Genomic DNA, 24,053 nt, shown 5'->3' with positions numbered 1-24,053 from the left:
GGTTTCCTCTATTTCAGGCAGCTGCCGGCGTCCACCGGGAGCGCGACGCCGGTGATGTAACGGGCTTCGTCGGAGGCCAAGAACAGCACGGCGTTACTGATGTCCTCGGGCGTCACCCAGGGAATGGGCAGGTAGTGGAAGCTCTGGCACACCGGCGCGAGGTCTTCGGGTCCGGGATTTTCCAATTCCGGCCTGAAGGCGCGGTACGTGGTCTCGTTCATCAGCAGCGGCGAATTCACGTGGGTCGGGAGGACAGCGTTGACCCTGATCATTCGTGGGCCCAATTCGACTGCGAAGGAACGCATCAGGCCGATCACGCCGTGCTTGGCCGCGACGTAGTGGCCGACGTGCGGGTAGGCCTTGAACCCGGCCACCGACGACGTCAGGATTACCGAGCCGCCGCGGTCACCGCTGAGGATGTGTGGGACGCCGGCCTTCACCGTCTTCCACACGCCGCTGAGGTTGACGTCGATCATCTCCTGCCACAGCGCCTCATCGGTTTTGTGCAGCTTTCCCGCGGTCGTCCCGATGCCGGCGTTGGCGACGATGACGTCCAGTCGCCCCAACTGTTCGACGCCGCCGTCGACGGCGGCCCGCAACGCGTCGAAATCGCGCACGTCCACTTCGGCGGTGACGACGCGGCCCCCGGCGTCCTTGACCAAGCCGGCGGTCTCGTCGAGGTCTTCGGGTGTGGCGCCGTCCGCGGGTGACGCCTCGAACTTGCGGCAGATGTCGACGGCGATGATGTCGGCGCCCTCCCGCGCCAGGCGGACGGCGTGACTCCTGCCCTGCCCGCGCGCGGCACCGGTCACGAATGCGACCTTGCCATCCATCCGGCCCATCGCCACCTCCATCTGCAGCCAATTTGGGCGATCGCCCAATTTCCTGGCGCACCCATGTCTAGCAGCGCGGAGATGAGCTAGTCAAGACGCCGCCGCGAAGCTCCTCGATCGCGCCCAGTGTTCCAAACCTGTGAAGATTTGCGGCCCGGGTGTGAAAGCTTCGTTAAGAACGCGGCACGGCCGGGATCGGCCCGGCACCGTGGAGGCATGACGCTCTTCGAGCTGCTGCCATCGCTGAGGCACGGGCAGAACCCGCACCTCGATCGTGCGATCTGGCCGCTGAGCGCCTACGTCGACGATCTGGGCCGGCTCTGCGTGGGCGACGTGGCCGCCGACGACATCGCCGCCGAGTTCGGCACCCCCACCTACGTGGTGGACGAGGAGGATTTTCGGGCCCGCATCCGCTGCTATCGCGCCACGCTCCCCGACGCCGAGCTGATCTACGCCGCCAAGGCCTTGTTGAGCGTGGACGTGGCCCGGTGGGCCGCGGACGAGGGGGCCGGCGTGAACGTCTGCTCCGCCGGCGAGCTGGCCACCGCGCTGGCCGCCGACGTCCCGCCGTCGCGCATCGTCCTGGACGGCGTGATCACGGCGGCCGAGTTGTACGACGCGGTCGCGGCCGGCGTCGGGCGGATCGTCATCGACACCCCGAGCGAGGTCTCGCTGCTCGCGTGCCGGGTGCGTCATCCGCAGCGCGTCCTGTTGGGGGTCATCCCCGACGTCGGGGCCATGGACCAGAAATTCGGCTTCGCGCTATCGGGGGGCCAGGCGGCCGGTGCCCTGCGGCGTGTGCTGGATCAGCCATGGCTGGACCTGGTGGGGCTCCAATTCCGGCTCGGCTCGCAGCTCACCGACCCCGCGGTCTACGGCGAGGCAGTCCGGCAGACGATCGGCCTGATGGCCGAGGTCCGCGACCGTCATCGCGTGGTGCTCAGCGAACTCAACCTCGGTGGCGGGCACGCGATCCCCTACCTGTCCGGCGACGCGGAGCTGAACCTGCGGTCGCTCGGGTCCACCATCGACGAGGCGCTTGATTCCGCCTGCGCGGAGCACGACTTCCCGCGCCCGAAGATCGTGATCGAGCCGGGCCGGGCGATCGCCGCGCGCGCCGGGATCACCCTGTGCCGGGTCATCGCCGTCAAGCGCCAGCCCGGCGGGCACACGTTCGTCGCGGTGGACGGCGGCACGGGCGACATGCCCCAAGCGGCAAGCCGAGGCGCGAAATACACGGTGGCGCTGGCCAATCGCCACCGCCCGACCGCGACCGCACCCGTCACCGTGGTGGGCCGGCATGGCGTCGGCGACGAGATCGCCCGCGGCATCGAGTTGCCCGCCGACATCCGGCCCGGAGACCTGCTGGCGGTGGCCTGCACCGGCGCCTATCAACATTCGACGGAATCCAGCCGCAGTCTGCTCGGACGTCCGCCGCTAATCGCGGTCTCCGGGGGCTCGCCCCGCGAACTGGTGCGCCGGGAAACGGTGGCCGACCTGCTGGCCCGCGATCGCGGCTGGACCGGTCAATGATGCTGTCCGGCACGGAGGTTCGTCCCCGCGCCGACCGATTGCGGGTGACGGCGGCGTACACCGTGCTGCTGCTGGCGGTCTCGGTCACCCTGACGGCACTGGGTGCTCACACGCGCGCCGCGGTAGTCCGGGAAATGAGCACCAACCTGCACAACCTGGCGCACGGCCACCTGGGTTCCTTGGTGGGTAGCGCGTTCGTCAGCGACGGCGGCGACGTCTACCTATGGCTTCCGGGGCTGGTGTGCTTGCTGGCGCTGGGCGAACTCATCTGGCGCGGAAGGGGTTTGCTGATCACGTTCGCGGTCGGGCACATCGGCGCCACCGCTATCGTCGCGGTCGGTCTGGTCGCCGCGGTGGAGACGGGATGGCTGCCGTTCTCGGTGGCGCGCGCCACCGATGTCGGGATCAGCTACGGCGCGGTGTGCGTGCTCGGTGCCCTGACCACGTCGATTCCGTTGCGCTGGCGGCCGGCCTGGATCGGTTGGTGGCTCGGCATCGCGTTGGTGGCAACGGCCGATGCGGACTTCACGGCGTTCGGTCACGTGCTGGCGCTTCTCCTCGGCATGGGCCTGTCGCTGCGGTTGCCCTCGATCGCGCGCTGGACACCCGTGCATGCGGCGTTGCTCGTCGTTGGCGCCGCCTTCGGCTATTTCGTGCTGTCGGGCTGGTCGTCGTCGGTGGCGCCCGCCGCCGGGCTGACCGGGGTGCTGATCGCCACGCTCCTGGCCGGTCGGGTGATGCGTTCTACCGCTGCGTGATCGTCTCGACCTGGTAGCGGCTCGCCGTCCAGGGCGGGGAGCCGGGCACCGGCGTCAAAGTGATCGTCAGCTGCGCTTTGCCCGCGGTTACCGATTGCGGCAAGAGGTACGTGTCGTCGAGCCAGCGGTGAAAGTTGTTGGCGCGCGGCTGTAGCCAGTTGCCGACGGGGACGCCGTCGATGGCGACGTCCGCCGATTGGAAACCATCGGCTTGATCCGAGGTGCGACGCAGCAGGACACCGCGGTTGTCCGGGTCGGTTTCGAGGTGGAACGTGATCGGCGCGTTGGTGGCGCGGACCGACCCGACGATCGGATGGGTGTCGTCGGTGCCCTCGTAGTCGCTGACCAACAGCTGGTCCGTGGCGTCGGCATCGGTGTAACCGTGCAGAAGTCGACTGACCGCGTCACCGGGACGGACGTCGTCGCCCTGGGCGAGAATGTCGTTGGGTTGCGTATAGAGGAAAGCGGTTGAGCTGTAGTCCGGTTGCACCATGTTGCGCTTGCCGTGCTCGATGCCGAACCGGATCGCGGAGCGGTAATCGATGGCGTCGGCGAGCATCAGCCGGTAGACGGCCGCGCAGTAATCCGCGCAGCCGTCGGTCGCCGTGCGCCGATCGGGCTGGCCGGTGAGCGGGTCGCTGAAGCGGGTGCCGTCCTTGAAATACCAGCCGCCCTCGTAGAGGTCTTCGGTGCCGGTGCCATACCACTGGGGCGACGCGGCGCCGTCGGTGTACACCCGCTCGGCGCCTTCGAGAAAGTAAGGGGCACCGTCGCTGAACGCGGTCTTGATCCGGGATCCCCGGATGGTGTGGCTGACGCCGACGAACTTGCCGTGGCCCGGTTCGTCGGCGAACAGCCAATCCTGGCCCGGCATTGTCGGCGCGGCGTGCGAGCGGGCGGTGAAATAGCCCGCCCGCCCGCTTGCCAGCGCGGACGCCCACTGGGGGTCGGGAGTGGACGTCACCGCGGTGTCGATGCCCGCCACGGGCTCGCCGGTGGTGTTCACCAGCGAGATGCGCGCGTCATGGGCGAACGGCATGGGCCACCACGCGGACAACGACAACGGTCCGCCGGGTTGCGGGATCGCGGCGAACATCAGCGCCCGCACGGTGTCGGTGCCCAATCCGGCGCCGAAGAACTCCCCGAGGGGGGAGTCGACCATGGTCCGGCCGTCGAAATCCAGCTGCAGCCGCAGCCCGCCGAGGAGTTGATCCGCCGGTTGGGGCAGCCGCACGCGTAGCTCCGAGATGCTGCCCGGGCCGGTCGCTTCCGCGATACTCACCCCGCCCCCGGCGGGAATCTCGACGGCGCGATCGTCGTGAACCGCCGCAAGCGCCCCCGGTTTGGGGTCGGCGGTGCCCGCGGCGCGCAAGGTGGCTAGGACGTCCAGCGCGGGGTCGGCGAGCGAGAAAGCGGAGACGCCCGCGGCCGTGGAGAATTGGCGATAGTCGACGTGGTAGTACTCGAGATGCGACGCCACGCTGATCCGCATCGAAACTCGGTAGGGCATCGGAATCTTGATGTACACCCCGCCCGGCGACTGCGCCGCGTTGGCCACCAGCGGCCATTCGAACGGTGCGCCCAGCGCCCCGTCGACCACGGACTGCAAGGGGGCGTCGATCACCGTCCGTCCATCCAATTCGATGCGGATGTTCCCGATTCGGGTCACGTCGCCGCCGTCACGGGTGAACCAGATCGAATCCACCTCGCCCGCACCGTGATCCTCGGCGACCACACAGCCGGCGCCGCCGGGTCCCAGGCACCCGCCCGTGCCGTTGTGATTCCCGGTGGAGAGGTCGAAATCACCGCCGCTGCGGTCGAAGCTGGACAGCTGCAAGGCCTGGGTGTCCGTGCGCAAAAAAGGCAACAGGTCCAGCCGGCGGTAGGTGTCCCAGCCGATCAGCCTTGCTGCCGGACCGTCGCCGAGCGGCTCAGCGGGAGTGGCCGCAGCGGTGGCGACGCCCGCCACCGTCAGCAGCATGACGACGGCGGCCGCGAGCCATGCACGAGGAGCCACCGACATGCCAACGAAGCTTACTTTCTCGGCCGGGTTGGCCAGGTTTGGAACCTGATACTCACCCGTGCAGAATGGTCCGGCGATCCGAAATGCATTCAAGGTGTTGGCGGTTCGCGCATCGCGATTCGGAGCTGGCACGAGCGGATCCCGCGGCGCGTTCGAGTTGCTCCTCAGCAAAGGCTACGCGCCCAGGTGACGGCCTCGCAATGGCCACGACAAAGTCGGGAGAGGCGAGTATCAGCCGCTTTCTAAGCGGCTGGCCCGAATATCGTTTCCCCCGAGCACATTTCGCATCGCCCTGCATTGTCAGAAATGCAGGCTCGTTCGTGCGCCGTTCCATACTATCGCGTCCGACGCGCGCACGGAAGATATTGCGGGATGAATGCAAATCGCGCTTAGGGTGGCCTTCTGTGCGGCTCGGCCGGGCCGGCCGGCTACGGTAAGGCGATTACGTTAATCGGCGCAATTTTGCTGAATCACATGGTATTCCGCATTGCACTCACGTAGCATAACGCTCCTCGGGCGAAACATTTCTTCTCGACGAACGGAGTGGGCATGTCTCGTTTGAAGTACAAAGTTGTCCTCGGACTAGTCCTTGCCGCCACCGCATTGGGGGCATCGGGCTGCACGTTCCCAGTCACGATCGAGTGCCTACCACCTGCTGTCTGCGTGCCGTAGGGGGCGCCTCCGGTTTTCGGGGGTTGCGCTACTGGCACGTCCTAGTCGGTACGGCTCACGATTTGGCCTGCCGATTGCAACGCGGTTGCATGACGTGCCAGTAGCGTACGGCTTCAAACGATGAAGTAGCCCAGAATTCCTGGGCCACAAGCGCTTTAGGACAACGATCGGCGGCGCTACGGCGCCTTCGGTCCTTTGAGGTCCGTATCGCGGCTGGGCTGAACGCGTTTGGGTTCACCCGGCATCTTCGGGTAGTTCGGCGGATAGGGCATGTCGCCGAGTCCGCGCTCTTCGTCCGCCTGGGCCATCTCCAGCAACGGCACGATCGACTGGGCCGCGTCATCCATTGCCGCCCAAGGATCCTCGCGGCCCCGCACCAGGTCCGGAACGGTCGCGATGGTGTAGTCGTCCGGTTCGGCGCCGGCCAGCTCGTCCCACGTCAGCGGCGTCGATACCGTCGCGATCGGGGTGCGCCGCACCGAGTATGCCGACGCCATCGTGCGGTCCCGGGCGTTCTGATTGAAGTCGATGAAGATGCGCTCGCCACGCTCTTCTTTCCACCACGACGTGGTGACGGCCTCGGGCGCGCGCCGCTCTACCTCGCGGGCCAGGGCGATGCCGGCGCGGCGCACCTCGATGAAATCCCAGTCGGTGGCGATCCGCAGAAAGACATGGATGCCGCGGCCGCCCGATGTCTTGGCGTACCCCACCAGGCCGAGCTCGTCGAGCAGCGGTCGCAACACGTCTACCGCGACCGTGCGCGCCTGCTCGAAGCCGACGCCGGGTTGCGGATCCAGATCGATGCGCAATTCGTCGGGATGGTCGGTATCCGGGCAGCGCACCTGCCACGGGTGCAACGTGACGGTGCCCATCTGTGCCGCCCACACGATGGCCGACGGGTGCGTCACCTTCAGCGCGTCGGCGGTGCGGCCCGAGGGGAAGGTGACCCGGCAGGTCTGTAGATAGTCGGGATGATGCTGTGGAATCCGCTTCTGGTAGATCTCCTCGCCGTCGACGCCGTCGGGGAAGCGCTGCAAATGGGTCGGCCGGTCGCGCAGCGCGTCCAGCATCGGACCGCCCGCCACGGCCAGGTAGTAGTCGACGAGCCGGCGCTTCGTGCCTTTCGCGCCCAATTTGGGGAAATAGACCTTGTCCGGGTTGGTCAGGCGCACCGCAACACCGTCGACATCGAGCTCCTCCGCAGCAGCCATACCAACGATTCCAGCACAATCGGGCTATGGACCTACCTGTCATGCCCCCGGTGTCGCCCATGCTGGCCAAGTCGGTGCGGTCGATCCCGCCGGAAGCGTCGTACGAGCCCAAGTGGGACGGATTCAGGTCCATCTGTTTTCGGGACCGCGAGGAGGTGGAGCTGGGCAGCCGCAACGAGCGGCCGATGACGCGGTATTTCCCCGAACTGGTTGCCGCGGCGCGGGCGGAGCTGCCCGAGCGCTGCGTGATCGACGGGGAGATCGTCATCGCTACCGACCACGGCCTGGATTTCGAGGCGCTGCAACAACGTATCCACCCGGCGGATTCGCGGGTGCGGATGCTCGCCGAGGCGACGCCCGCGTCGTTCATCGCGTTCGACTTGCTCGCCCTGGGGGACGACGATTACACCCGCCGGCCGTTCACCGAGCGGCGCGCCGCCCTCGTCGACGCGTTGGCAGGCTCGGGCCCGTCGATCCACGTCACGCCGGCCACCACCGACATCGAGCTCGCGCAGCGTTGGTTCGACGAATTCGAGGGCGCCGGCCTCGACGGTGTCGTCGCCAAGCCGCTGACCGTGACCTACCAGCCCGACAAGCGGGTCATGTTCAAGATCAAGCACGAGCGCACCGCCGACTGCGTCGTCGCGGGCTATCGCGTGCACAAGTCCGGCGAGGACGCGATAGGCTCGCTGCTGCTCGGGCTCTACCAAGACGACGGCCAGCTCGCCTCCGTCGGGGTGATCGGCGCCTTCCCGATGGCCGAGCGAAGGCGCCTGTTCACCGAATTGCAGCCGCTCGTCACCGATTTCGACGGTCACCCGTGGAACTGGGCCGCCCACGAGGCGGGTGAACGAACGCCGCGCAAGAACGAATTCTCCCGCTGGAACGCCGGAAAGGACCTTTCGTTCGTGCCGCTGCGACCCGAGCGCGTGGTCGAGGTCCGCTACGACCACATGGAGGGCCGGCGCTTTCGGCATACCGCGCAGTTCAACCGGTGGCGACCCGACCGCGAGCCCCGCTCGTGCACCTACGAACAGCTCGAACAGCCGGTCACCTTCAGCCTCGGCGACATCGTGCCCGGCCTGGGAGCGGGCTAGCGGGCTCACTCATCGCGCCAATGCGGCACCCGCCGGGCGGTTCGACTGTCATTCTTGGCTTCATGCCCGGCACGAAGCACGTCGTCCTCATCCACGGCGCGTGGAGCCGAGGTGAGCAGCTGACCCCTGCCCGCACGGCGTTCGAAGAACGCGGCTACCGGGCCCACACACCGACCCTGCGCCATCACGAGCTGCCCTTGCACGAGGGCGCCGAAAAGGTCGCGTCGCTGAGCCTTCGCGACTACACCGACGACTTGGTGTCCTTCGTCAATGCGCTGGATTCCCCACCGCTGCTCATCGGTCATTCGATGGGCGGCCTACTGGCGCAGGCGGTCGCGGCGCGCCCGCGCCACGCCGGGCTGGTGGCGGCATGTCCCGCCTCGGTTGCGGGAATCCTCGGCACGACTCCGACGAACGTGCGCATGTCGCTGCCATCGTTGTTGCGGGCACGCCCCTGGGCCAAGCCGATATATCCCCCGCCACTTCAGCGGTGTCGGCAATGGATCGCCAACACCCAGACCGATGCCGTCGCCCGCGAGATATATGACGGCTTGGTTTGCGAATCCGGGCGCGCGTTTTGCGAGATGGCCATGGCGGTGACAAAGCGTTCCAAAGCCACCGTCGTCGATTTCGCGACGGTCACCGGCCCGGTGATGGTGATAGGGGCCGAGTGCGATCGCATCGTCCCACCCGGAGTCGTGCGCCGGACCGCGGCCCGGTATCAACGCGGTTCCTCGGTCGAGATACCCGCTTCCGACCACATGATGTTTTCGGGCGCGGCGCTGCCCGTCACCATGGGGGTGATCGATGACTGGATTGCCAGGAACGAGGTGTTCGCCGCCATCTAGCCGCGCCCGCCGCGAGGCGTTGCGGGTCCCGGCTCAGCCGTCGATGTGGTTCGGCGGGTCGGCGAAGGCGAGGTCGGCTGGGCGCTGGTCGGGACCCATTACGTCGCAGCGCTTGTCGGGCACGAGGTAGGAACTGGCGCCGTTGGGAACCAAGCGGGTAACCGCCACGCACCGTTGCCAGCTGCCGTCCGGCTGCACGGGTCCATCGCACTTGCTCAGGACCGGTCCCCCATACAGGCAGCCTGCGCTCGCCGGCGGCGCCGCGACGATCGACCCGGCGGCCACCAGCAGGGCGGCCAATCCTCCGACCACGCCACGCTTCATGGTTGTCTCCCGTCACCAATTACGTCGACAGCCCACCACTGACGCTACCGCGTATTAAGCGGGTTTTCGCCGGCTTTCAGCCCGTCTACGCGAGCGCCACGCGTTTAGCACCCGCGGTGGGCGGGCACGCAAACGTACATGTCCGTGACAGCTTTCCAGGACCTGCCGTTGGCCGATCGCGACCGCAAGTGGGACGGTGACGCCGCCGAAAAGCGGGTCCGCAAGTGGGCCGGTGCCGAGGACGCGCCGAATCAGAAGTACCGCGACGCCCACGTCTGGTTCGACGGCGAAAAGAAGGGCAACTTCACCGCGTACAAGCTGTTGATCGCCGATGTCATCGGTGGCGACCTCAAGGCGGTGCCGCGCGGGGTGATGGCGGCGGGCGCCATCATGGACGGTGCGCGCGGGGGCATCGACCTGCCGAAGACGGACGTCGACCGGGTCAAGAGCCACCTCGCCAAGTACTACGCGAAGATGGGCGAGCGCCCACCGTGGGAGCGCCAGTGAGCTAGACCGCGACCATGAGCCGCGACAAGCCACGCAGCGTCACGTTGGCCTTGTATTGCGGCTCACCGTCCAGCCGCGCGTCCGGGAAGCGGGCCGTGATCGCCGACAGGGCGACACCGGCTTCCAGCCGGGCCAGGGGTGCGCCCAGGCAGTAGTGGGCTCCCCGGCCAAATCCCAAGTGCCGCAACAACGCCCGATCGGGATTGAAGGTGTCGGGCTGGTCGAACTCCTCGGGGTCGCGGTGGGCTGCGGCGAGCAGCAGCATCATGATATCGCCCGCGGGCACGTCGACGCCGCCAATTATCATGTCGGCGAGGGCAATTCGGCCGACGAGCTGCACGGGTGGGTCGTATCGCAAGGTCTCTTCCACAATCGCCGACGCTCGACCGGGGTCGGCGCCCAAAGCCGTCCACTCCCCGGAATTTCGCAGCATGGCCAGCACGGCGTTCCCGATGAGGTTCACCGTGGTCTCGTGTCCGGCGATCAAGAGCAGATTGCAGGTCGCGACAATTTCGTCCTCGGTCAGTTGATCTCCGGACTCCTCCACCGCGATCAGCCCCGACAGCAGATCGTCGCCGGGTCGCGAACGGCGGCGTTTGATCAACCCGTGGAAGTATGCGCGTAGCCACGCACCGGCCTGTTGCCTTTCGGTCGCGACGTCCGGCGGCACGCCGGTAATCGTCGAAAAGGGGTCCAGCGCCTGAGCCAGCAAGGCCGACGCGCGGCTGAACTCCGGCTCGTCGTCGAGCGGCACGCCGAGCAGCCGGCAGATCACCGCCACCGGCAGCGGGTAGGCGAAATCCTCGACCACGTCGAAGCGCCCCTTCTCGGCAACCCGACCGAGCATTCCGTCGACCAGCGACCGGATGTCGGGCTCCAGGGCGCTCACCACCTTCGGCGCAAACGCCTTGCTGACCAACCTGCGCAGCCGGGTGTGATCGGGCGGATCGAGAAACAGAAATCCCGGCGGCCCCTGCCGGGGCGGCGCCGTGCCCGCCTCGGCCTGCCGCTTGGCGACCGTCGAGTTGACGTTGTCGCTGCTTGACGACGGGTGCCTCAACACCTCGTCGCAGTCGCGGCAGCTGGAGAAGACGACCAGTTTGGCGTCGGGCAGCTGCAGCGCTCCCCCGTCGCGAAGCCGCGCACAGACCCGATACGGGTCGGGCCGGTTGGCCGGGTCCAGAAGCTCCAGCAGCAAGCCCTGGGATTCGGCTCGTTCGGTGGGCGCGGTCGTCATGCGGCCATTCTGCCCGCCGCGGCGGCGGGGTGACCCGCTACGGCCCTTCGGCGAATCCCGCTAAGGCCGGATCCGCCATCAGGCGGTCCAGGAAACCCAACTGACCCTTCAGCAGCTTCACCCGCGCCTGGGTCACCGAAAACCAGCCCACCCGATCGACTTCCGGATACTCCCGCAACCTGCCCGATCCCTTCGGCCACTCCAGTTCGAAGGTGTTGCTGCGCGCGTCGGTGACGTCGAGGTCAGCGCCGACGGCGAAGGCGGAAACCACCTTGCCGCCAGACTGTTTCAGCTCACCGAGATCCAGCCGGGCGCCGGGCGGTACCGAAAGCCCGAGCTCCTCGGCGAATTCGCGTTGCGCCGCGGCCCAGGGGTCCTCCCCCTCCGCGTACTCCCCCTTGGGAATGGACCAGGCCCCGTCGTCCTTTCGCGCCCAGAACGGGCCGCCCGGATGCGCGATCAGCACTTCGACGACGCCGTCACGGACGCGATACAACAGCACACCGGCACTGCGCTTCGGCATCGGTGTCAGGACCCGACCGAACGTTCCAGGTCCTTGAGCGACGACTCCAGGTGCGCGAGCAGGCGCTGCAGGTGCGGCACGCTGCGCCGGCAGCCGACCAACCCGAAGTCCAGATTGCCGGCGTTGTTGGTCAGGGTGATGTTCAGCGCCTGCCCGTCCAGCGCGATCGACAGAGGGTAGTTGCCGTCGAGCCGGGCGCCCCCGTAATAGATCGGCTGGGTGGGCCCGGGCACGTTCGAGATGATGATGTTGAACGGTGGCGACGTCGACGCCACCCAGCCCGGCACCGCCGCCAGCGCCAGGGCGGACGTGTTGGCCGCGGACAGCGCCAGCGCCTGGAACCGGGGCAACTGCGAGAACACCTGCTTGTTGCTGCGCATGGAATCGCTGATGGTCTGCAGTCGCTGGGCGGGATCGTCGGTATCGGTGGCGAGGTTGCACAGGATGGCGCCCACCAGGTTGCCGCCCGCGTCGGCCTCCTCCTCGGTGCGCAAGCTCACCGGGACCATCGCGATCAGCGGCGTGTCCGGCAGCGCGTTCTGCTCGAGCAGGTAGTAGCGCAGCGCCCCCGAACACATCGCCAGGACCACATCATTGACGGTCACGCCGGCGGCCTTCTTGACACCCTTGATGCGGTCCAGCGACCAGGACTGCGCCGCGCAGCGGCGCGCACCGCCGATCTTGACGTTCAACATGGTGCGCGGGGCGCCGAAGGGCAGCGTGAGCTGCTGTTCGAAGAGCGCGGCCCGAGCGAGAGAAATCGACGAAGGGGCCAGGGCCGCAATGGATCCCGCCGCCTGCAGCGCCGACCGCAGCGGGCTGGCCGGGCTGGCCTTGCGCTTGGGTTTGGGCAGGCTCCAGGGCGCGCGCATCTCGGTGTCGTCGGGGTCCGTCGACAGCGCGCGCTGCATCAGCTTCTGCGCGGAGACCCCGTCGATCAGGGCGTGGTGGATCTTGGTGTAGATCGCGAACCGGCCGTCCTTGATGCCCTCGATGATGTGCGTCTCCCACAGCGGGCGGTGCCGGTCCAGCAGGCTGCTGTGCCACCGCGACGTCAGCTCGAGCAATTCGCGGATCCGCCCGGGCGACGGTACCGCCGAGCGGCGAACGTGATAGTCCACGTCGACGTCCTTGTCATAGGACCACCCCAGGTTTGCGATGCCGCCGACGAACGCCGCCGGATGCTTGCGAAACGTCGGCTGGAAGTCATCCTGCGCCACCAACCGGTCGTACAGCTCGCGAACGAAGCCACGGTCGGCACCGCTCGGCAACTCGAACAACTGCAAGCCGCCGACGTGCATGGGATGCTCCCGCGACTCGCCCAGCAGAAAGATCGCGTCGGTGGGCATCATCAGTTCCATCCACCAATTAGACCCCGGCCGGGGAGCGACCGCTACAACTCGCTCAATCCAGGGTCAACGACCATACCGACGTCGCGATCAGGTCGCCCCGGTCCAGCGCCTCGACGCGATGCTCGTGGGCCTTCGCATAGCCAGGGTCGCTCACCATCTCGATGAAGGCCTTCGGGGTCGGGTACTCGACGATGAGAATGGCATCCCACCAAGGCTTTCGCCCTCACCAACCACGACGGTCGGCGCGATGCCGGCATAGCGGACGACGGCGCCCGCATGCTCCAGGTGGGGGATCACGGCCACGCCGTAGCGCTGGTAGGCCGCTAGGCCGTCGGGGGTCTTGAACTTCAGCAGGTTGACCATCACCACCGGTTCGTTGGCCGGGCGTGCGGCCAGAGCGGCGAACTGCTCGGCGGTGGGTTCCAGGGGGCTGCTCATGGTGACGATTACAGCAGATCGGTGATGGTCTTCAGGCCCGCGTCGTACAGCACGCCGGGGAGCATCCCGCCGTCGTGTTCGATCGTGGTGCCGTTGACGAAGTCGGCCTCACCGCCGGCCAGGAACACGCAGACCCTGCCCACCTCGGCGGGCTCGCCCGCCCGCCGGAGCGGGACGGCCGCGAAATACTTTGCGCCAGAAGGGTCGTCCTTGGGCAGGACGAACGACCGGAAGTTCTCGGTCATCGTCGGCCCCAGGGCGATGCAGTTGACCCGCACCTGGGGTCCCCACTCCTGCGCCAGCGAGCGGGTGAGATGGTTCAGCCCGCTTTTGGCCGCGCCGTAGGAAACCAACGTCGGTGATCCCGCGGGATGCCCGGCGCCGCTGGAGATGTTGATGATGCAGCCGACGCCGTCCTGCGTGCGCATCTGCCGGTAGACGCGGATCGCGAACCAGAGCGGGCTGATGAGGTTCATCTGCACCGCGAACGCGTGAAACAGCGCCGTGCGCTCGTACTCGTCGTCGCTGGCGGGCGCCCCCTGAATCCGTTGCACCAGTTGGGGAATGCTTTCGACGTGGGGTGTCGGCACGGTGCCGCCGGCGTTGTTCACCAGGATGTCGATGCGGCCGTGCTCGGCGACGACGCCGGCGACGAAGGAGTCGATCGCGCGGAAGTCTCCTTGGTCGCAGACCCGTTGGGAGGCCCGGGCCGCCCAGTCGGGTTCGATCCCGGGAATGGCGTCCAGCGGCGAGCGCGAACAGCCGACGACGGTCGCACCGGCGCGAAGCAGTTCGTGTGCGATCCCGACGCCCACCCCGCGGCTGGTTCCGGTGACGATCGCGACTTTGCCGTCCAGGACGCTCATGCCAGGCCTTCCTACCGGAGCCGATGTTGACAGTCACTGTCAGCGGGTCATACTGTGCCATTCCGGTCGTTGGCCTGTAAAGGCACGCAAATCGGAGGTCAGCTGATGAGTGGTCCGTCCAAGCTCCGCGTCATCCAATGGGCGACCGGGGGCGTCGGCAAGGCGGCCATCGCGTGCGTCCTGAATCATCCGCAGCTGGAGCTGGCCGGGTGCTGGGTGCACAGCGCCGGCAAGGACGGCATGGACGTCGGACGGATCCTCGGAACACAGGACCTCGGGGTCACCGCGACCTCGAGCATCGACGAGATCCTGGCGCTGGACGCCGACTGTGTCGTGTACAGCCCCCTGGTGCCCAACGATGACGAGGTCATCGCGATCCTGCGATCCGGTAAGAACGTCGTCACCCCCGTCGGCTGGGTGTACCCCGACCCGGGCAATGCGCGGCACCAAGCCGTCGCCGACGCCGCGGCCCAAGCCGGGGTGACCCTGCACGGCTCGGGGATCCACCCCGGGGGCATCACCGAACGATTCCCACTCATGCTGTCCTCGCTTTCCTCTGCGGTCACCCACATTCGCGCCGAGGAATTCTCCGACATCCGCACCTACAACGCCCCGGACGTCGTGCGCCACATCATGGGCTTCGGCGGTACCCCCGAGGAAGCCATGCAGGGGCCCATGGCCAGCCTGCTGGAGGCGGGCTTCAAACAGTCGGTCCGAATGATCGCCGATCACATGGGATTCCGCATCGACCCGAACATCAGGACCATTCAGGACGTCGCGGTGGCGACCGCCGACATCGACTATGCCCCCTTCCCGATCACCACGGGGACGGTCGCCGCGCGCCGGTTCCGCTGGCAGGCCCTGGTGGACGGCGAGCCGGTCATCACCGCGGCGGTGAACTGGTTGATGGGCGAGGAAAACCTGGAACCCGCCTGGAATTTCGGCGGTCGGGGCGAACGCTTCGAGGTCGAGATCACCGGTGACCCCACCGTGAGCCTCACCTTCAAGGGTCTGCAACCGGAAACCATCGCCGAAGGCCTGGTGAAAAACCCGGGCGTGGTGGCCACGGCCAACCATTGCGTCAACGCCATCCCCGACGTCTGCGCCGCCGGACCCGGAATCAAGACCTACCTCGATCTCCCCCTGTTCGCCGGCCGCCCGGCTCCCGGCCTCGCGTCGTCATGACCGGCGCCCTGGGCGACGTCTCGTTCTGTCACCTCGTCGTCGGGGTGACCGATATGGACCGCGCCATGGCGTTCTACCGTGAGCTGCTCGGCATGGAGGTGGTGTTCGAAACCCTGGTCTCCGGTGAGCCTTTCGACGCGGTCCTGCACGCCACCCGCAAGCAGGAGGGCCGCGTGGTGGGCGGCCTGCTGGGCGGGCTGATGGTCGAGCTGCTGTCGCTGGGCGCCGATCCGCCGAATCACCAACCCCCGCGTCGCGGCATCACCGGAATCCACAACGTGTCCCTGTCGGTGCGCGACCTCGATGACACACACCGCCGTGTCATCGCGGCCGGCTACACACCCGACCAGCCGCCATTCGAAATCGGCGGGGTGCGCATGTTTTTCGTCAAGGACCCGGACGGCACCCCCGTCGAATTCATCGAGCTGCCCGAGGGTGCGCGCAGCACCTACGAGATGCACCGCGGCGTGCCGCTTCGCATGGGGCCGTCCGAATGACCTACAGCCACCCCGCCTCGATGCGTGACCACGTCGCGATCGTCACCGGCGCTGCCCAAGGCGTTGGCAAGGGCGTCGCCGCGGCGCTCCTGGAACGCGGCGCGGCGGTGCTGCTGGTCGACATTCAGGACGAGCTGCTCGGCACGACGACCGCCGAGCTGTCCTCGATGGGACGGGTCGAGAAGCTGACCGCGGACCTGCGCGACCCGCACAGCGCCGCACGCATCGTGGCGGCCGCTGTCGACGCGTTCGGCGCGGTCCACGGCCTGGTCAATAACGCCATCGCCACCAACGAGCCCAAGGCGTTCGTCGACATCACCGCCGAGGATTTCGCGCTCGGGCACGACGTGGGCCCGCGTGCGACGTTTCTGCTCATGCAGGCCGTGCACCCGGTGATGGTCGAGGCGGGCGGAGGGTCGATCGTCAACCTGGGTTCGGGCACGGGCACCGGCGGCGAGCCCCGGTGGGGCGGCTACGCCGCCGCGAAGGAGGCCATCCGCGGCCTGTCGAAGGTCGCCGCGCTGGAGTGGGGCAGGGACAACATCCGGGTCAACGTCATCTGCCCGTTCGCCGAGTCGGACGGCGTCAAGCTGTGGAAACAATTCGCGCCCAACGATTATGCGAAGGCGGTTGGGCGCGTTCCGATGAAACGCATCGGCGACGTTCGCACCGATGTGGGCGCGCTGGTGGCGTTCCTCCTGGGCGGCGACTCTTCGTTCATCACCGGACAGACCATCCACGTCGACGGCGGGATCGGCTGCTTCCGGTGACGCCACCCACCAGAGGCGAGTCGCTGCGCGATCGGCAGCGCGCACAGATCCGGGCCGACATCCGGCGCGCGGCGTTCCGGTTGTTCGTCGAACGCGGATACGACGCCGTGACAACGGAGGAAATCGCCGCTGCCGCGGGCGTTTCCCCGCGAACCTTCTTCCGTTACGTGCCGGCGAAGGAAGAGTTGTTGCTCGCGCCCGTCCGGCACGGCGGCGCCGCCATCGTCAACCTGCTCGAGCAGCGGCCGGCCAACGAGCCGCCGGACGTCGCGTTGATCAACGCCATCGTCACCCGCACGCGGTCGTTCGAGCAGGCCGACACCGACGAGTGGCGACAAGCGCTACTTGTTGCCCCGGATCGGCTGCGCAAGGTGACGGTGCACACGCCCGCCGACAAGGAGCGCGCGGCCAAGCTGATCGCCGAGCGGATGGGCGTGAATCCCGACACCGACATTCGCCCCGGCCTGCTGGTCCAACTCGCCTTCGCCGCAGCGGATTTCGGCTTCCAGCAATGGGTGCGTCCGTCCGGCCGCCAATGGCCGCTGGACCGCTATGTCACCGAAGCGCTCGAAGCGGTCAAGAGTCCGCACTGGAGACGCAAGCGCACCTGATCAGGCGCGAGACGCCTCGGGGTTGGCGATTCGGGTCGGGGTCCCGTCCAGCCAGGCGCCCACCGCCTCCACCGTGTCGGCGTAGAAGGCGCCGAGCATTTCGCGGGTGACGTATCCCAGGTGCGGCGACAGGGTCACATTCTGCAGCAGTCGCAACGGGTGATCCGGTGGCAGCGGTTCGACGTCGTAGACGTCGAGGCCGGCGCCGGCGATGCGCCCGGAACGCAGGGCGCTCAGCAGCGCGGCCTCGTCGACGATCGGCCCCCGCGAGGTGTTGATCAGGTACGCGCTCGACTTCATCAGCGCCAACTCGGGTTCGCCCACCAGCCCTCGGGTGCGTTCCGAGAGCACCACGTGTATGGAGACGACATCGGCCTGCTCGAACAGCGTCGCCTTCTCGACCCGGCGCGCGCCGACCGCCGCCGCGGCGTCCGCGGTGAGGTTCTGGCTCCACGCAATGACGTCCATGCCAAACACTTTGGCGTATTCGGCCATCCTGCTGCCCACCCGCCCGAGGCCGAGCAGCCCGAGCGTCTTGCCGGACAGCGTGAGACCCGTCGTGGACTGCCAGCCGCCGTCTCGCATGCGGCGGTGTTCCTCGGCCAGGTTACGCACCGTGGCGATCAGCAATCCCCAGGCGAACTCGGGGGTGGCGTCGTGCACGGATCGGAATCGGGGATGCGCGAAGTCGCTGTGGGCGACCAAAATCCCCAGCTCCGTTGCCGCGGCCATGTCCAGGTTGGGCAGGTTCCTGCCCACGATGGTGATCAGCTTCAGGTTTTCTAACCGCTCGAGCAACGTCCGCGGCAGCGCCATTCGCTCGCGCAGGGTGCAGATCACGTCGAACGGCCGCAGCGCGTCGGCCGCCTCCTCCTCGGCGAGGTGCCGGTCGAAAACGGTGACGTGGGAACGCGTTTGCACCGGTGACCAGTCCGCGAGCCGCAGGGCCACGCCGGCATAGTCGTCGAGTATCGCCACCCGGGGCATGGGGTCCGCCATCACCCCATTGAACCCTATGCGGGCAGCTTCGGGGTGATCAGCCCAGCGCGGGCAGCACCTTGTCGGTGAGTAGCTGGACCGACTTCCACGCCTCGTCGACGGGCATGCCACCGACGAGTGGGTGCATCACCAGGGGGCCGTAGTTGTCGGCGTCGCGCACCTCGGCGATCAACTCGTCGGGCGTCAGGAAGCGGTACCTGCCGGACGCCCGGACCTCGTCCAGCGACTGCACGCCGGGCAAATGCATCAGCGACCGTTGGTCGGTGGACCAGCCGCCGTAAGTGACCGCCTCCCAAAGGATGTGCTCACCCAGTTCCGCCCACGCCCGGTCCGGGTCCTCGTGCAGGTAGATCATCCCGCGGTTGACCGGCCCCGGCATCAGAATGAACGGGGTCATGCCGGCCTCGCCGCACAGCTCGCGATAGTAGACGGCGACGTCGGGCAGGTGATCGGCCAGGCTGAGCGGCAGCCGGAATCGCGCCGCCCGCCGCGCCGTCGCGCGCGCCCCGCCGCCGACATAGAGCGGTGGATGGGGCCGGGTCCAGGTGCCGGTGCAGATTCCCGCGTCGGCGTCGGACCACACCGACAACATCCGCTCCAGCAGGGCGTCCATCAGGGCGCCGCGCTGCGCGAAATCGGTTCCCATGGCCTCGTATTCGACCGTGCGGTAGCCAAGCCCGACCGTGGTGTGCAGCCGGCCGCGGCTCATGTTGTCGACCAGGGCGATGTCCTCGGCGAGCCGCACCGGATTCCACAGCGGCCCAAGCGCGCAGTCCACGCTGGCGATCAGCGTCGAGGTGCGGGCGAGGAACATCGCCGCCGCCATGATCGGATTGCAACTCCAGCCCTGGCCGGTGGCGTGGTGCTCGTCGACGCTGACGGAGGTGATGCCGTGCGACTCGCCCCATTGCGCCAACTCCAACGCGGCGGAGAGCAGCGCGCTCTGGGTGCGCGGGTCACCGTGCGGGGAGGCGAAGTTGAAACGCAGCACCGTCAGCAGCACGTCACGCCTCCTCCCGCGCGGTCATCGACTGCAGGAATGCGGGAAAGTCGGGAAACAGCGAGCGGTCGACGATCTCGATGCGGGCGCCCCAATCGTCCGTGTAGTAAGCGAATAGGCCGAGGTCGGCGCCGGGCACCTCCGCGGTCATCTCCAGGGTGAACCCGTTGGCCTCGAGCGCCCGCCCGCTCTCGGCCAGGTTGTCGCTGAAGTAGCCGAGGTGGTGCACGGCGTTGCCTGGGGCGGCCGCCCAGGGGCTGCCCGGCACTTCCTGCACCAACTCGAGGTGCGGGCTTTGTAAGGAGTAGACGATGGTCGACGTCAGTTCCCGGACGCCTTCCGCGGTGCGGAACGGCAGCGTGTAACTCATCGGGCTGATCCACCGGTAGCCGGCCAGCTTGCTCAGGCGTTCCATCGCCGCATCGAGGTCCGGCACGACGATGCCGGTGTGGTAGAGGTCTTCGGGTCGAAGCGCTAATGCCATGGCGTTCCTCGCATTTCAGACGCAGTCCGATGCGGCGTCGACAACGAACACCGCGCCGCTGGTGTAGCTACTCTGCTCGGTGCACAAGAAGGCGATCGTCGGTGCGATCTCGCCGACGGTGCCGAAGCGGCGCAGCGGGATGTGTGCCAGCTCCGACTCCATCAACTCGTCGGAGCCGCGCATGGGCGCGGTCATCGGGGTGTCGACGGCGCCCGGCGCCACCGCGTTGACCCGGATCCCCTTGGCCGCCCATTTGACGGCGAGATTTCTGGTGATGCAGACGATCCCGGCCTTTGCGGCGCCGTATCCGGGCACCAGGGGGACGGCCCGCAGCGCCGACATCGACGCCAGGTTCACCACACTGGCTCCACCTGCCGCGGCCGAGGCCCGCAGGGCCCGGTAGAGGCCCATCGTCAGCCGATAGGGCCCGGTGAGGTTCAGCGCGACCGACGCCTCGAACCCGTCGGGCTTCGACTCGTCAAGGCCGCCAGGGAAATTGGCACCGGCGTTGTTGACGAGCACGTCCAGGGTGGTGAACCTCCCGGCCAGCGCGTCCACCGAACCGGGGTCGGTGATCTGTAGCTTGTGGTATTCCATGCCGGACAGGTCGGCCGAATAATCGGCCGCCGCCGGTTTGGTCCCGGTGACGGCGACACGAGCCCCGGCGTCGCGGAACAGGACCGCGGTGGCGTGCCCGATCCCGCTGGTGCCGCCGGTGATCAGGGCCGTGGTCCCGGTGAAGTCGAAGCTGACGCTCGCCGTCATGAGTTCCTCGCTATCTGGTTGGTGAGCCAGGCGCTTTCCCAGAAATTGGTGCTTGCGGCCAGAAGACTTTCGTGGGCCTCCCGCAGCACGGCGCGCGCCCCCGGTTGGTCGGACCCCACGAGCTCGGCGAGGTGAATGGCCTGCAGCGGCCGGCCGCCGGCCAGGTGCTCGCGGGCCCGGTCCAGCAATTCATCGGCCCCGGCCAGCTCGACCACGTCGGCGGCCACGGCGTCGAACCCGACCGGATAGAGCTCGGTCGTGGACTCGTGGTGAAACCAGCCGGAGTAGTTCTCCCAGATGGCCCGCACATCCCAGGACACCTTCCCGTAGCCTTGCCCCACTTCGTATTCCGCGGGCAAGGTGATCTCGCGCATCAGCGTGCGCACGTCCTTGCCGGCGTTCATCCCCTCGACCGTCCGGTCGTGGACATACCGGATCGCGTCGCTCAGCCGGGTCAGCTCCGCATGGATGCGCTCGGCGCCCGCGATGGGTCCGAAATGGCCGGTGACCAGGAGGTCGGGCCGCAGGTCGCGCACGCGCTCCACCGACGCGATGGCGGTCAGGGCGTCGCGGTACCGGTCGCCACGCATGGTGACCAGATTCGGAATATGGCCGAATAACGGGCCGAAGGTGTTGCCGCACAGGCAGATCCGCTCATCCGGCAACCAGATCACCAGGGAGTCGGTCGTCTCACCGCCGGGCACCGAGATCAGTTCCATCCGACGGCCGCCGACCGACAGGGTCATGCTGTCCTCGAAGTCGAGGTCGACGACGGGAACGCTTTGGCCGGCCAACCGGGTGACGCCCAGGCGCCGCTGGATCGCCTGGATGCCGGCCGCCAGGGTGTCCTTGAACGCGAACGCGCTACGGCTGGCGCGATACGGGATGAGACGTTCGTTGTCGTCGCGCCACAACGTCCAGTTGGCTTGCGCGACGACGATTGTCTCCGGGTCGCGCACGCTGTCCAAACCGCCGACGTGGTCGACGTGGCCCTGGGTGAAGATGATGTAGCGCACCGGCGACGGGTCGACGGCGTCGAAGTTCGCGCGATGCACCGGCCCCTCGAAACCCATGCCGGTGTTGACGATCACCCGGCCCTCGTTGGTGGTGAGCAGGTAGGAATTCGAGAGCCCCGGCGAGCACCACAGCCCGGGCGCGATCTCCTCCGCCCGTTCGGCAACGGCGGGCCGCATGGCGTCGGCGCCGGGCCGGCCGCGGTAGACCGGTTCGAAAGTCATCGCTGGGTGGCCCTCCGGTCAGGTCTCGGCATGGACGTCGAACTTGTCGAAGTAGAAGCCGAATCGCGCGCGCAGCTCGTCGGCCGTGATGCCGAAGTGCCGGTGCAGGTCGTAGCGGATGCGGCCGTGCTTGCCGCGGGGGTTGCCGTCGAGGTATTTCTCGAACCGTTTACGCACCTTCGGGGTCAACTCGACATCGCCGCACGCGTAAAGCCGTTCGAGGATTGCCATTTCGTTGCCGTTGAGCTGGTGGAAGCCGATGTCGATGCTGCGTTCGGCCGGCACCAGCTCGCGGTCGCGCACGCATGCGCCGAGCAGCCGGCGCACCCGATCGCTCCAGTAGTCCAGCAACCAGTCCGGGTCGATGCTGGTTCGGCGGAGCCGATCGGAGTAGGCCATCATGGTGATCGCCGATTGGATCACCGCCACGGGGTCACGGTGTGTGAATGCCACCGTCGCATCGGGAAACGTCGCCATGAGCGGGCCGAGTTGTTCGCAGTGCTGCGGGCTCTTCAGCACCCAGGTCCGCGGCCCCCGCAGAAACGTCAACGCCTGCAGCACTTTCCGCAGGTATGCGTAGTGCCGGGTCTGATCCAGGCTCAGGTAGTAGTCGCGCCAGTCCGGCACGCGCGCATGCCATTCCAGGACGTAGCCGGCCAGATCGAGGTCGAGGAGCTCGACTTCTTCTTCGATCGCCTCCGGGAACCGGTCGTGCATGGCGGCCACCACCGGGGCGCTGACCATGAGCGCGTCGTGCTCGGATTTGGCTCGCGCGTACCGGGGGTCGATCCCGTCGATGTCGGGCCCCTGCCCGCGGGCGGGGATGGGCTCCTGGCTCTCCCAGTACGGCAGCGCCCGGCGGCGGGGATCGGCGGCAATGAGATTCACCAGGTGGGTGGTGCCCGATCGGGGCATCCCCACGACGATGAACGGCTTCTCGATAGCGATGGTTTCGATTTCGGGATACCGCTTGAGGAGCTCGGTCAGCGACAACCGGTTGCGCAGCAAGCGCACGACGCGTTGCCGCAGGGTGGATCGGGTGAGCTGGCGCAGGCCCTCGTCGCCTTCTATCGCCGCGACGTGCGCGGTGAGCCGATCACCGAAGCCGTCGAAGTCGTCGAGGTCATTGACTCCCGCCTGTTCGACGGCCTCGCCGAGCATCCGGTCGACGTCGAAGTCGACGGCTTTGGCCTCGGTGAATTCCAGGATTTGGCGTTGAACGTCGGTGAGCTTGGGCGCGGTCAGATCGTCGAAGTCGATGTCGTCCACGGCAGAGCCCACCGGATCCTCTTTTCGACGCGTCGTCGAAGAGAAATATGACACAGGCGCCAGGCGTGGATCCGCCGTGGTCCCTACAGGTTCGCCAAGTCGTCGGGCACGTCGACCTTGTGTTCCTGCAACGCCTCTAGGGGCACCACCTCGAGGGTGCGCTCGTGCGTCGAGGCCAGGACCACCGGTGCGGCACAGCCATCCTGGTGCGCCCGAAGCCAGTTCAGCGCCGTGACGCACCAACGATCGCCGGGCAGCAATCCGGGGAAGCGGTATTCGGGCACCGGCGTCAGCAAGTCGTTGCCGATCGAGCGCTGATGCTCCAGGAATTCGGTCGTCATGACCGCGCAGATCGTGTGCCGGCCCAGATCCTCAGTGCCCGTCGAGCAACAGCCGTCGCGGTAGTAGCCGGTCAGTGGCTCTGTGCCGCACGGTTCCAGGGGACCGCCTAACACGTTTCGCTCGGGCACCCCTTCAGTATCGCGCTCCCGGGGGTGAAGTTTGAAGTAACTTTGCCGTCTCCGCGGGCGCGAATTTGTCCCGCCCGGGCGGCCGCCTATCCGGCCATCCGGTAGGTGCCCGGCGGGCGGATGCCGAGCACGCCGCCGGCCGCCGCGGCGTCGACCTCCGAGTACATCCGGGCGATGTCGACCACCGCCGTGCCCGTTCGGACCAGCTCTTCCTGGGCGGCCGTGTGCAGCGCCAAGAAGGCGGTGGCCTCGGCGGCGAAAGCGAGGGCCGCCTGCGCCGACACCTCGTCGGCCCCGGCGGGCACCAACGCGGTGGTCGAGGGCGAAGCCGTCACACCGGCCTGCAGGCCTTGCAGGGCGCCGCGGACAACGTCGGACCCGATGTTGGCGGCGGCCGGGTCGAACGACAATGCCTGCACGGGCCCCTCCTCCACACATCCGACGATGTCGTGTGGCGATAGTAGCATTAGGCAACTATGCCTATACCAAACTTTTGCTGAGAAACCGCTAAGTAGACGCGGCGCCGGCACGAGAGTTAACTCG

26 protein-coding genes are annotated in these 24,053 nt (G+C 67.7%); 9 read left to right on the top strand and 17 right to left on the bottom strand.

All coding sequences use genetic code 11. The annotated features are described in order from the left end of the window. Positions 1 to 8 precede the first annotated feature (8 nt). Entirely contained in the window at positions 9 to 842 is an 834-nt protein-coding gene (locus A5730_RS22595; protein ID WP_067905553.1) for a mycofactocin-coupled SDR family oxidoreductase, read from the bottom strand. 207 nt (positions 843 to 1,049) lie between these two features. Between A5730_RS22595 and A5730_RS22590 the strand changes: the two genes are divergently transcribed. Continuing rightward, complete coding sequence (locus A5730_RS22590) at positions 1,050 to 2,366, top strand: diaminopimelate decarboxylase (RefSeq protein WP_067905501.1); 1,317 nt, start codon at positions 1,050 to 1,052, stop codon at positions 2,364 to 2,366. After that, positions 2,366 to 3,124: a rhomboid-like protein gene (locus tag A5730_RS22585; protein ID WP_082946954.1), complete on the top strand. Its 759-nt coding sequence runs from the start codon at positions 2,366 to 2,368 to the stop codon at positions 3,122 to 3,124. The genes A5730_RS22590 and A5730_RS22585 overlap by 1 nt, the downstream gene beginning before the upstream one ends. On the opposite strand, the gene A5730_RS22580 is transcribed toward A5730_RS22585, so the two are convergent. Next, positions 3,111 to 5,147 carry a glycoside hydrolase family 172 protein gene (locus A5730_RS22580; protein ID WP_082946952.1) on the bottom strand — a complete coding sequence of 679 codons (2,037 nt, stop codon included), beginning with the start codon at positions 5,145 to 5,147 and terminating at the stop codon, positions 3,111 to 3,113. The two genes, A5730_RS22585 and A5730_RS22580, sit on opposite strands and share 14 nt — an antisense overlap. 848 nt (positions 5,148 to 5,995) lie before the next feature. Beyond that, positions 5,996 to 7,030: a non-homologous end-joining DNA ligase gene (gene ligD / locus A5730_RS22575; RefSeq protein ID WP_067905498.1), complete on the bottom strand. Its 1,035-nt coding sequence runs from the start codon at positions 7,028 to 7,030 to the stop codon at positions 5,996 to 5,998. 26 nt (positions 7,031 to 7,056) lie between these two features. Here ligD and A5730_RS22570 point away from each other — a divergent pair, with 26 nt between their 5' ends. After that, a complete protein-coding gene (locus tag A5730_RS22570) occupies positions 7,057 to 8,127 on the top strand; it encodes an ATP-dependent DNA ligase (RefSeq protein WP_067905496.1) in 1,071 nt (356 codons plus the stop codon). Positions 8,128 to 8,189: 62 nt separating this feature from the next. Further along, positions 8,190 to 8,975 carry an alpha/beta hydrolase gene (locus tag A5730_RS22565; protein WP_067905494.1) on the top strand — a complete coding sequence of 262 codons (786 nt, stop codon included), beginning with the start codon at positions 8,190 to 8,192 and terminating at the stop codon, positions 8,973 to 8,975. A 33-nt stretch (positions 8,976 to 9,008) separates the two neighbouring features. On the opposite strand, the gene A5730_RS22560 is transcribed toward A5730_RS22565, so the two are convergent. Next, positions 9,009 to 9,299: a hypothetical protein gene (locus A5730_RS22560; RefSeq protein WP_067905492.1), complete on the bottom strand. Its 291-nt coding sequence runs from the start codon at positions 9,297 to 9,299 to the stop codon at positions 9,009 to 9,011. Positions 9,300 to 9,437: 138 nt separating this feature from the next. Here A5730_RS22560 and A5730_RS22555 point away from each other — a divergent pair, with 138 nt between their 5' ends. Continuing rightward, positions 9,438 to 9,806, top strand: coding sequence for a hypothetical protein (locus A5730_RS22555; protein WP_067905490.1), 369 nt, complete (start codon positions 9,438 to 9,440; stop codon positions 9,804 to 9,806). A 1-nt stretch (position 9,807) separates the two neighbouring features. On the opposite strand, the gene A5730_RS22550 is transcribed toward A5730_RS22555, so the two are convergent. From A5730_RS22550 to A5730_RS22530, 5 genes are all read right to left on the bottom strand, one after another. After that, positions 9,808 to 11,043 (bottom strand): cytochrome P450, encoded by a 1,236-nt coding sequence (locus tag A5730_RS22550; protein WP_067905488.1) that lies wholly within the window; start codon positions 11,041 to 11,043, stop codon positions 9,808 to 9,810. A 37-nt stretch (positions 11,044 to 11,080) separates the two neighbouring features. Then, a complete protein-coding gene (locus A5730_RS22545; RefSeq protein WP_067905486.1) occupies positions 11,081 to 11,566 on the bottom strand; it encodes an NUDIX domain-containing protein in 486 nt (161 codons plus the stop codon). A 5-nt stretch (positions 11,567 to 11,571) separates the two neighbouring features. Next, positions 11,572 to 12,927, bottom strand: coding sequence for a wax ester/triacylglycerol synthase family O-acyltransferase (locus A5730_RS22540; RefSeq protein WP_067905484.1), 1,356 nt, complete (start codon positions 12,925 to 12,927; stop codon positions 11,572 to 11,574). Positions 12,928 to 13,068: 141 nt separating this feature from the next. Next, positions 13,069 to 13,356, bottom strand: a complete 288-nt coding sequence (locus A5730_RS22535; protein WP_231994773.1) for a hypothetical protein — start codon at positions 13,354 to 13,356, stop codon at positions 13,069 to 13,071. A gap of 8 nt (positions 13,357 to 13,364) precedes the next feature. Then, positions 13,365 to 14,222: an SDR family NAD(P)-dependent oxidoreductase gene (locus A5730_RS22530; protein ID WP_067905482.1), complete on the bottom strand. Its 858-nt coding sequence runs from the start codon at positions 14,220 to 14,222 to the stop codon at positions 13,365 to 13,367. Positions 14,223 to 14,327: 105 nt separating this feature from the next. On the opposite strand from A5730_RS22530, the gene A5730_RS22525 reads away from it, so the two are divergent. From A5730_RS22525 to A5730_RS22510, 4 genes are read left to right on the top strand one after another with little or no spacing between them, the layout of a single operon-like run. Beyond that, positions 14,328 to 15,407 (top strand): dihydrodipicolinate reductase, encoded by a 1,080-nt coding sequence (locus tag A5730_RS22525; protein ID WP_067905480.1) that lies wholly within the window; start codon positions 14,328 to 14,330, stop codon positions 15,405 to 15,407. Further along, complete coding sequence (locus tag A5730_RS22520) at positions 15,404 to 15,904, top strand: VOC family protein (protein WP_067905478.1); 501 nt, start codon at positions 15,404 to 15,406, stop codon at positions 15,902 to 15,904. The genes A5730_RS22525 and A5730_RS22520 overlap by 4 nt, the downstream gene beginning before the upstream one ends. Then, a complete protein-coding gene (locus tag A5730_RS22515; protein WP_067905476.1) occupies positions 15,901 to 16,674 on the top strand; it encodes an SDR family NAD(P)-dependent oxidoreductase in 774 nt (257 codons plus the stop codon). Before A5730_RS22520 ends, A5730_RS22515 begins: the two co-directional genes overlap by 4 nt. Further along, a complete protein-coding gene (locus A5730_RS22510) occupies positions 16,671 to 17,285 on the top strand; it encodes a TetR family transcriptional regulator (protein ID WP_067905474.1) in 615 nt (204 codons plus the stop codon). Before A5730_RS22515 ends, A5730_RS22510 begins: the two co-directional genes overlap by 4 nt. Here the strand turns inward: A5730_RS22510 and A5730_RS22505 are convergent, their stop codons facing one another. The 8 genes from A5730_RS22505 to A5730_RS22470 all read right to left on the bottom strand — a co-directional run bounded on the left by A5730_RS22505 (position 17,286) and on the right by A5730_RS22470 (position 23,929). Beyond that, on the bottom strand, positions 17,286 to 18,272 hold the full coding sequence (locus tag A5730_RS22505; protein WP_067905548.1) for a D-2-hydroxyacid dehydrogenase family protein: 987 nt from the start codon (positions 18,270 to 18,272) through the stop codon (positions 17,286 to 17,288). It abuts the gene before it with no gap. Between the two features lie 49 nt (positions 18,273 to 18,321). After that, positions 18,322 to 19,287, bottom strand: coding sequence for an LLM class flavin-dependent oxidoreductase (locus A5730_RS22500; protein ID WP_067905472.1), 966 nt, complete (start codon positions 19,285 to 19,287; stop codon positions 18,322 to 18,324). Between the two features lies 1 nt (position 19,288). Continuing rightward, entirely contained in the window at positions 19,289 to 19,768 is a 480-nt protein-coding gene (locus A5730_RS22495; protein ID WP_067905469.1) for a VOC family protein, read from the bottom strand. A 15-nt stretch (positions 19,769 to 19,783) separates the two neighbouring features. Continuing rightward, positions 19,784 to 20,533 carry an SDR family NAD(P)-dependent oxidoreductase gene (locus tag A5730_RS22490; RefSeq protein ID WP_067905467.1) on the bottom strand — a complete coding sequence of 250 codons (750 nt, stop codon included), beginning with the start codon at positions 20,531 to 20,533 and terminating at the stop codon, positions 19,784 to 19,786. Continuing rightward, the gene (locus tag A5730_RS22485; RefSeq protein WP_067905465.1) at positions 20,530 to 21,771 is read right to left on the bottom strand and encodes an MBL fold metallo-hydrolase; all 1,242 of its coding nucleotides are present in this window, start codon (positions 21,769 to 21,771) and stop codon (positions 20,530 to 20,532) included. The genes A5730_RS22490 and A5730_RS22485 overlap by 4 nt, the downstream gene beginning before the upstream one ends. 18 nt (positions 21,772 to 21,789) lie before the next feature. Next, positions 21,790 to 23,052 carry a sulfotransferase gene (locus tag A5730_RS22480; RefSeq protein ID WP_067905463.1) on the bottom strand — a complete coding sequence of 421 codons (1,263 nt, stop codon included), beginning with the start codon at positions 23,050 to 23,052 and terminating at the stop codon, positions 21,790 to 21,792. Positions 23,053 to 23,123: 71 nt separating this feature from the next. Then, the gene (locus tag A5730_RS22475) at positions 23,124 to 23,510 is read right to left on the bottom strand and encodes a DUF2237 family protein (RefSeq protein ID WP_067905461.1); all 387 of its coding nucleotides are present in this window, start codon (positions 23,508 to 23,510) and stop codon (positions 23,124 to 23,126) included. An 86-nt stretch (positions 23,511 to 23,596) separates the two neighbouring features. Further along, complete coding sequence (locus A5730_RS22470) at positions 23,597 to 23,929, bottom strand: PE domain-containing protein (RefSeq protein ID WP_067905458.1); 333 nt, start codon at positions 23,927 to 23,929, stop codon at positions 23,597 to 23,599. Positions 23,930 to 24,053 lie beyond the last annotated feature (124 nt).

Source organism: Mycobacterium sp. ACS4054, from assembly GCF_001667275.1.
In the GTDB taxonomy this organism is placed as follows: Bacteria; Actinomycetota; Actinomycetes; order Mycobacteriales; family Mycobacteriaceae; genus Mycobacterium.
This window is presented reverse-complemented; position numbering and strand designations above follow the sequence as displayed.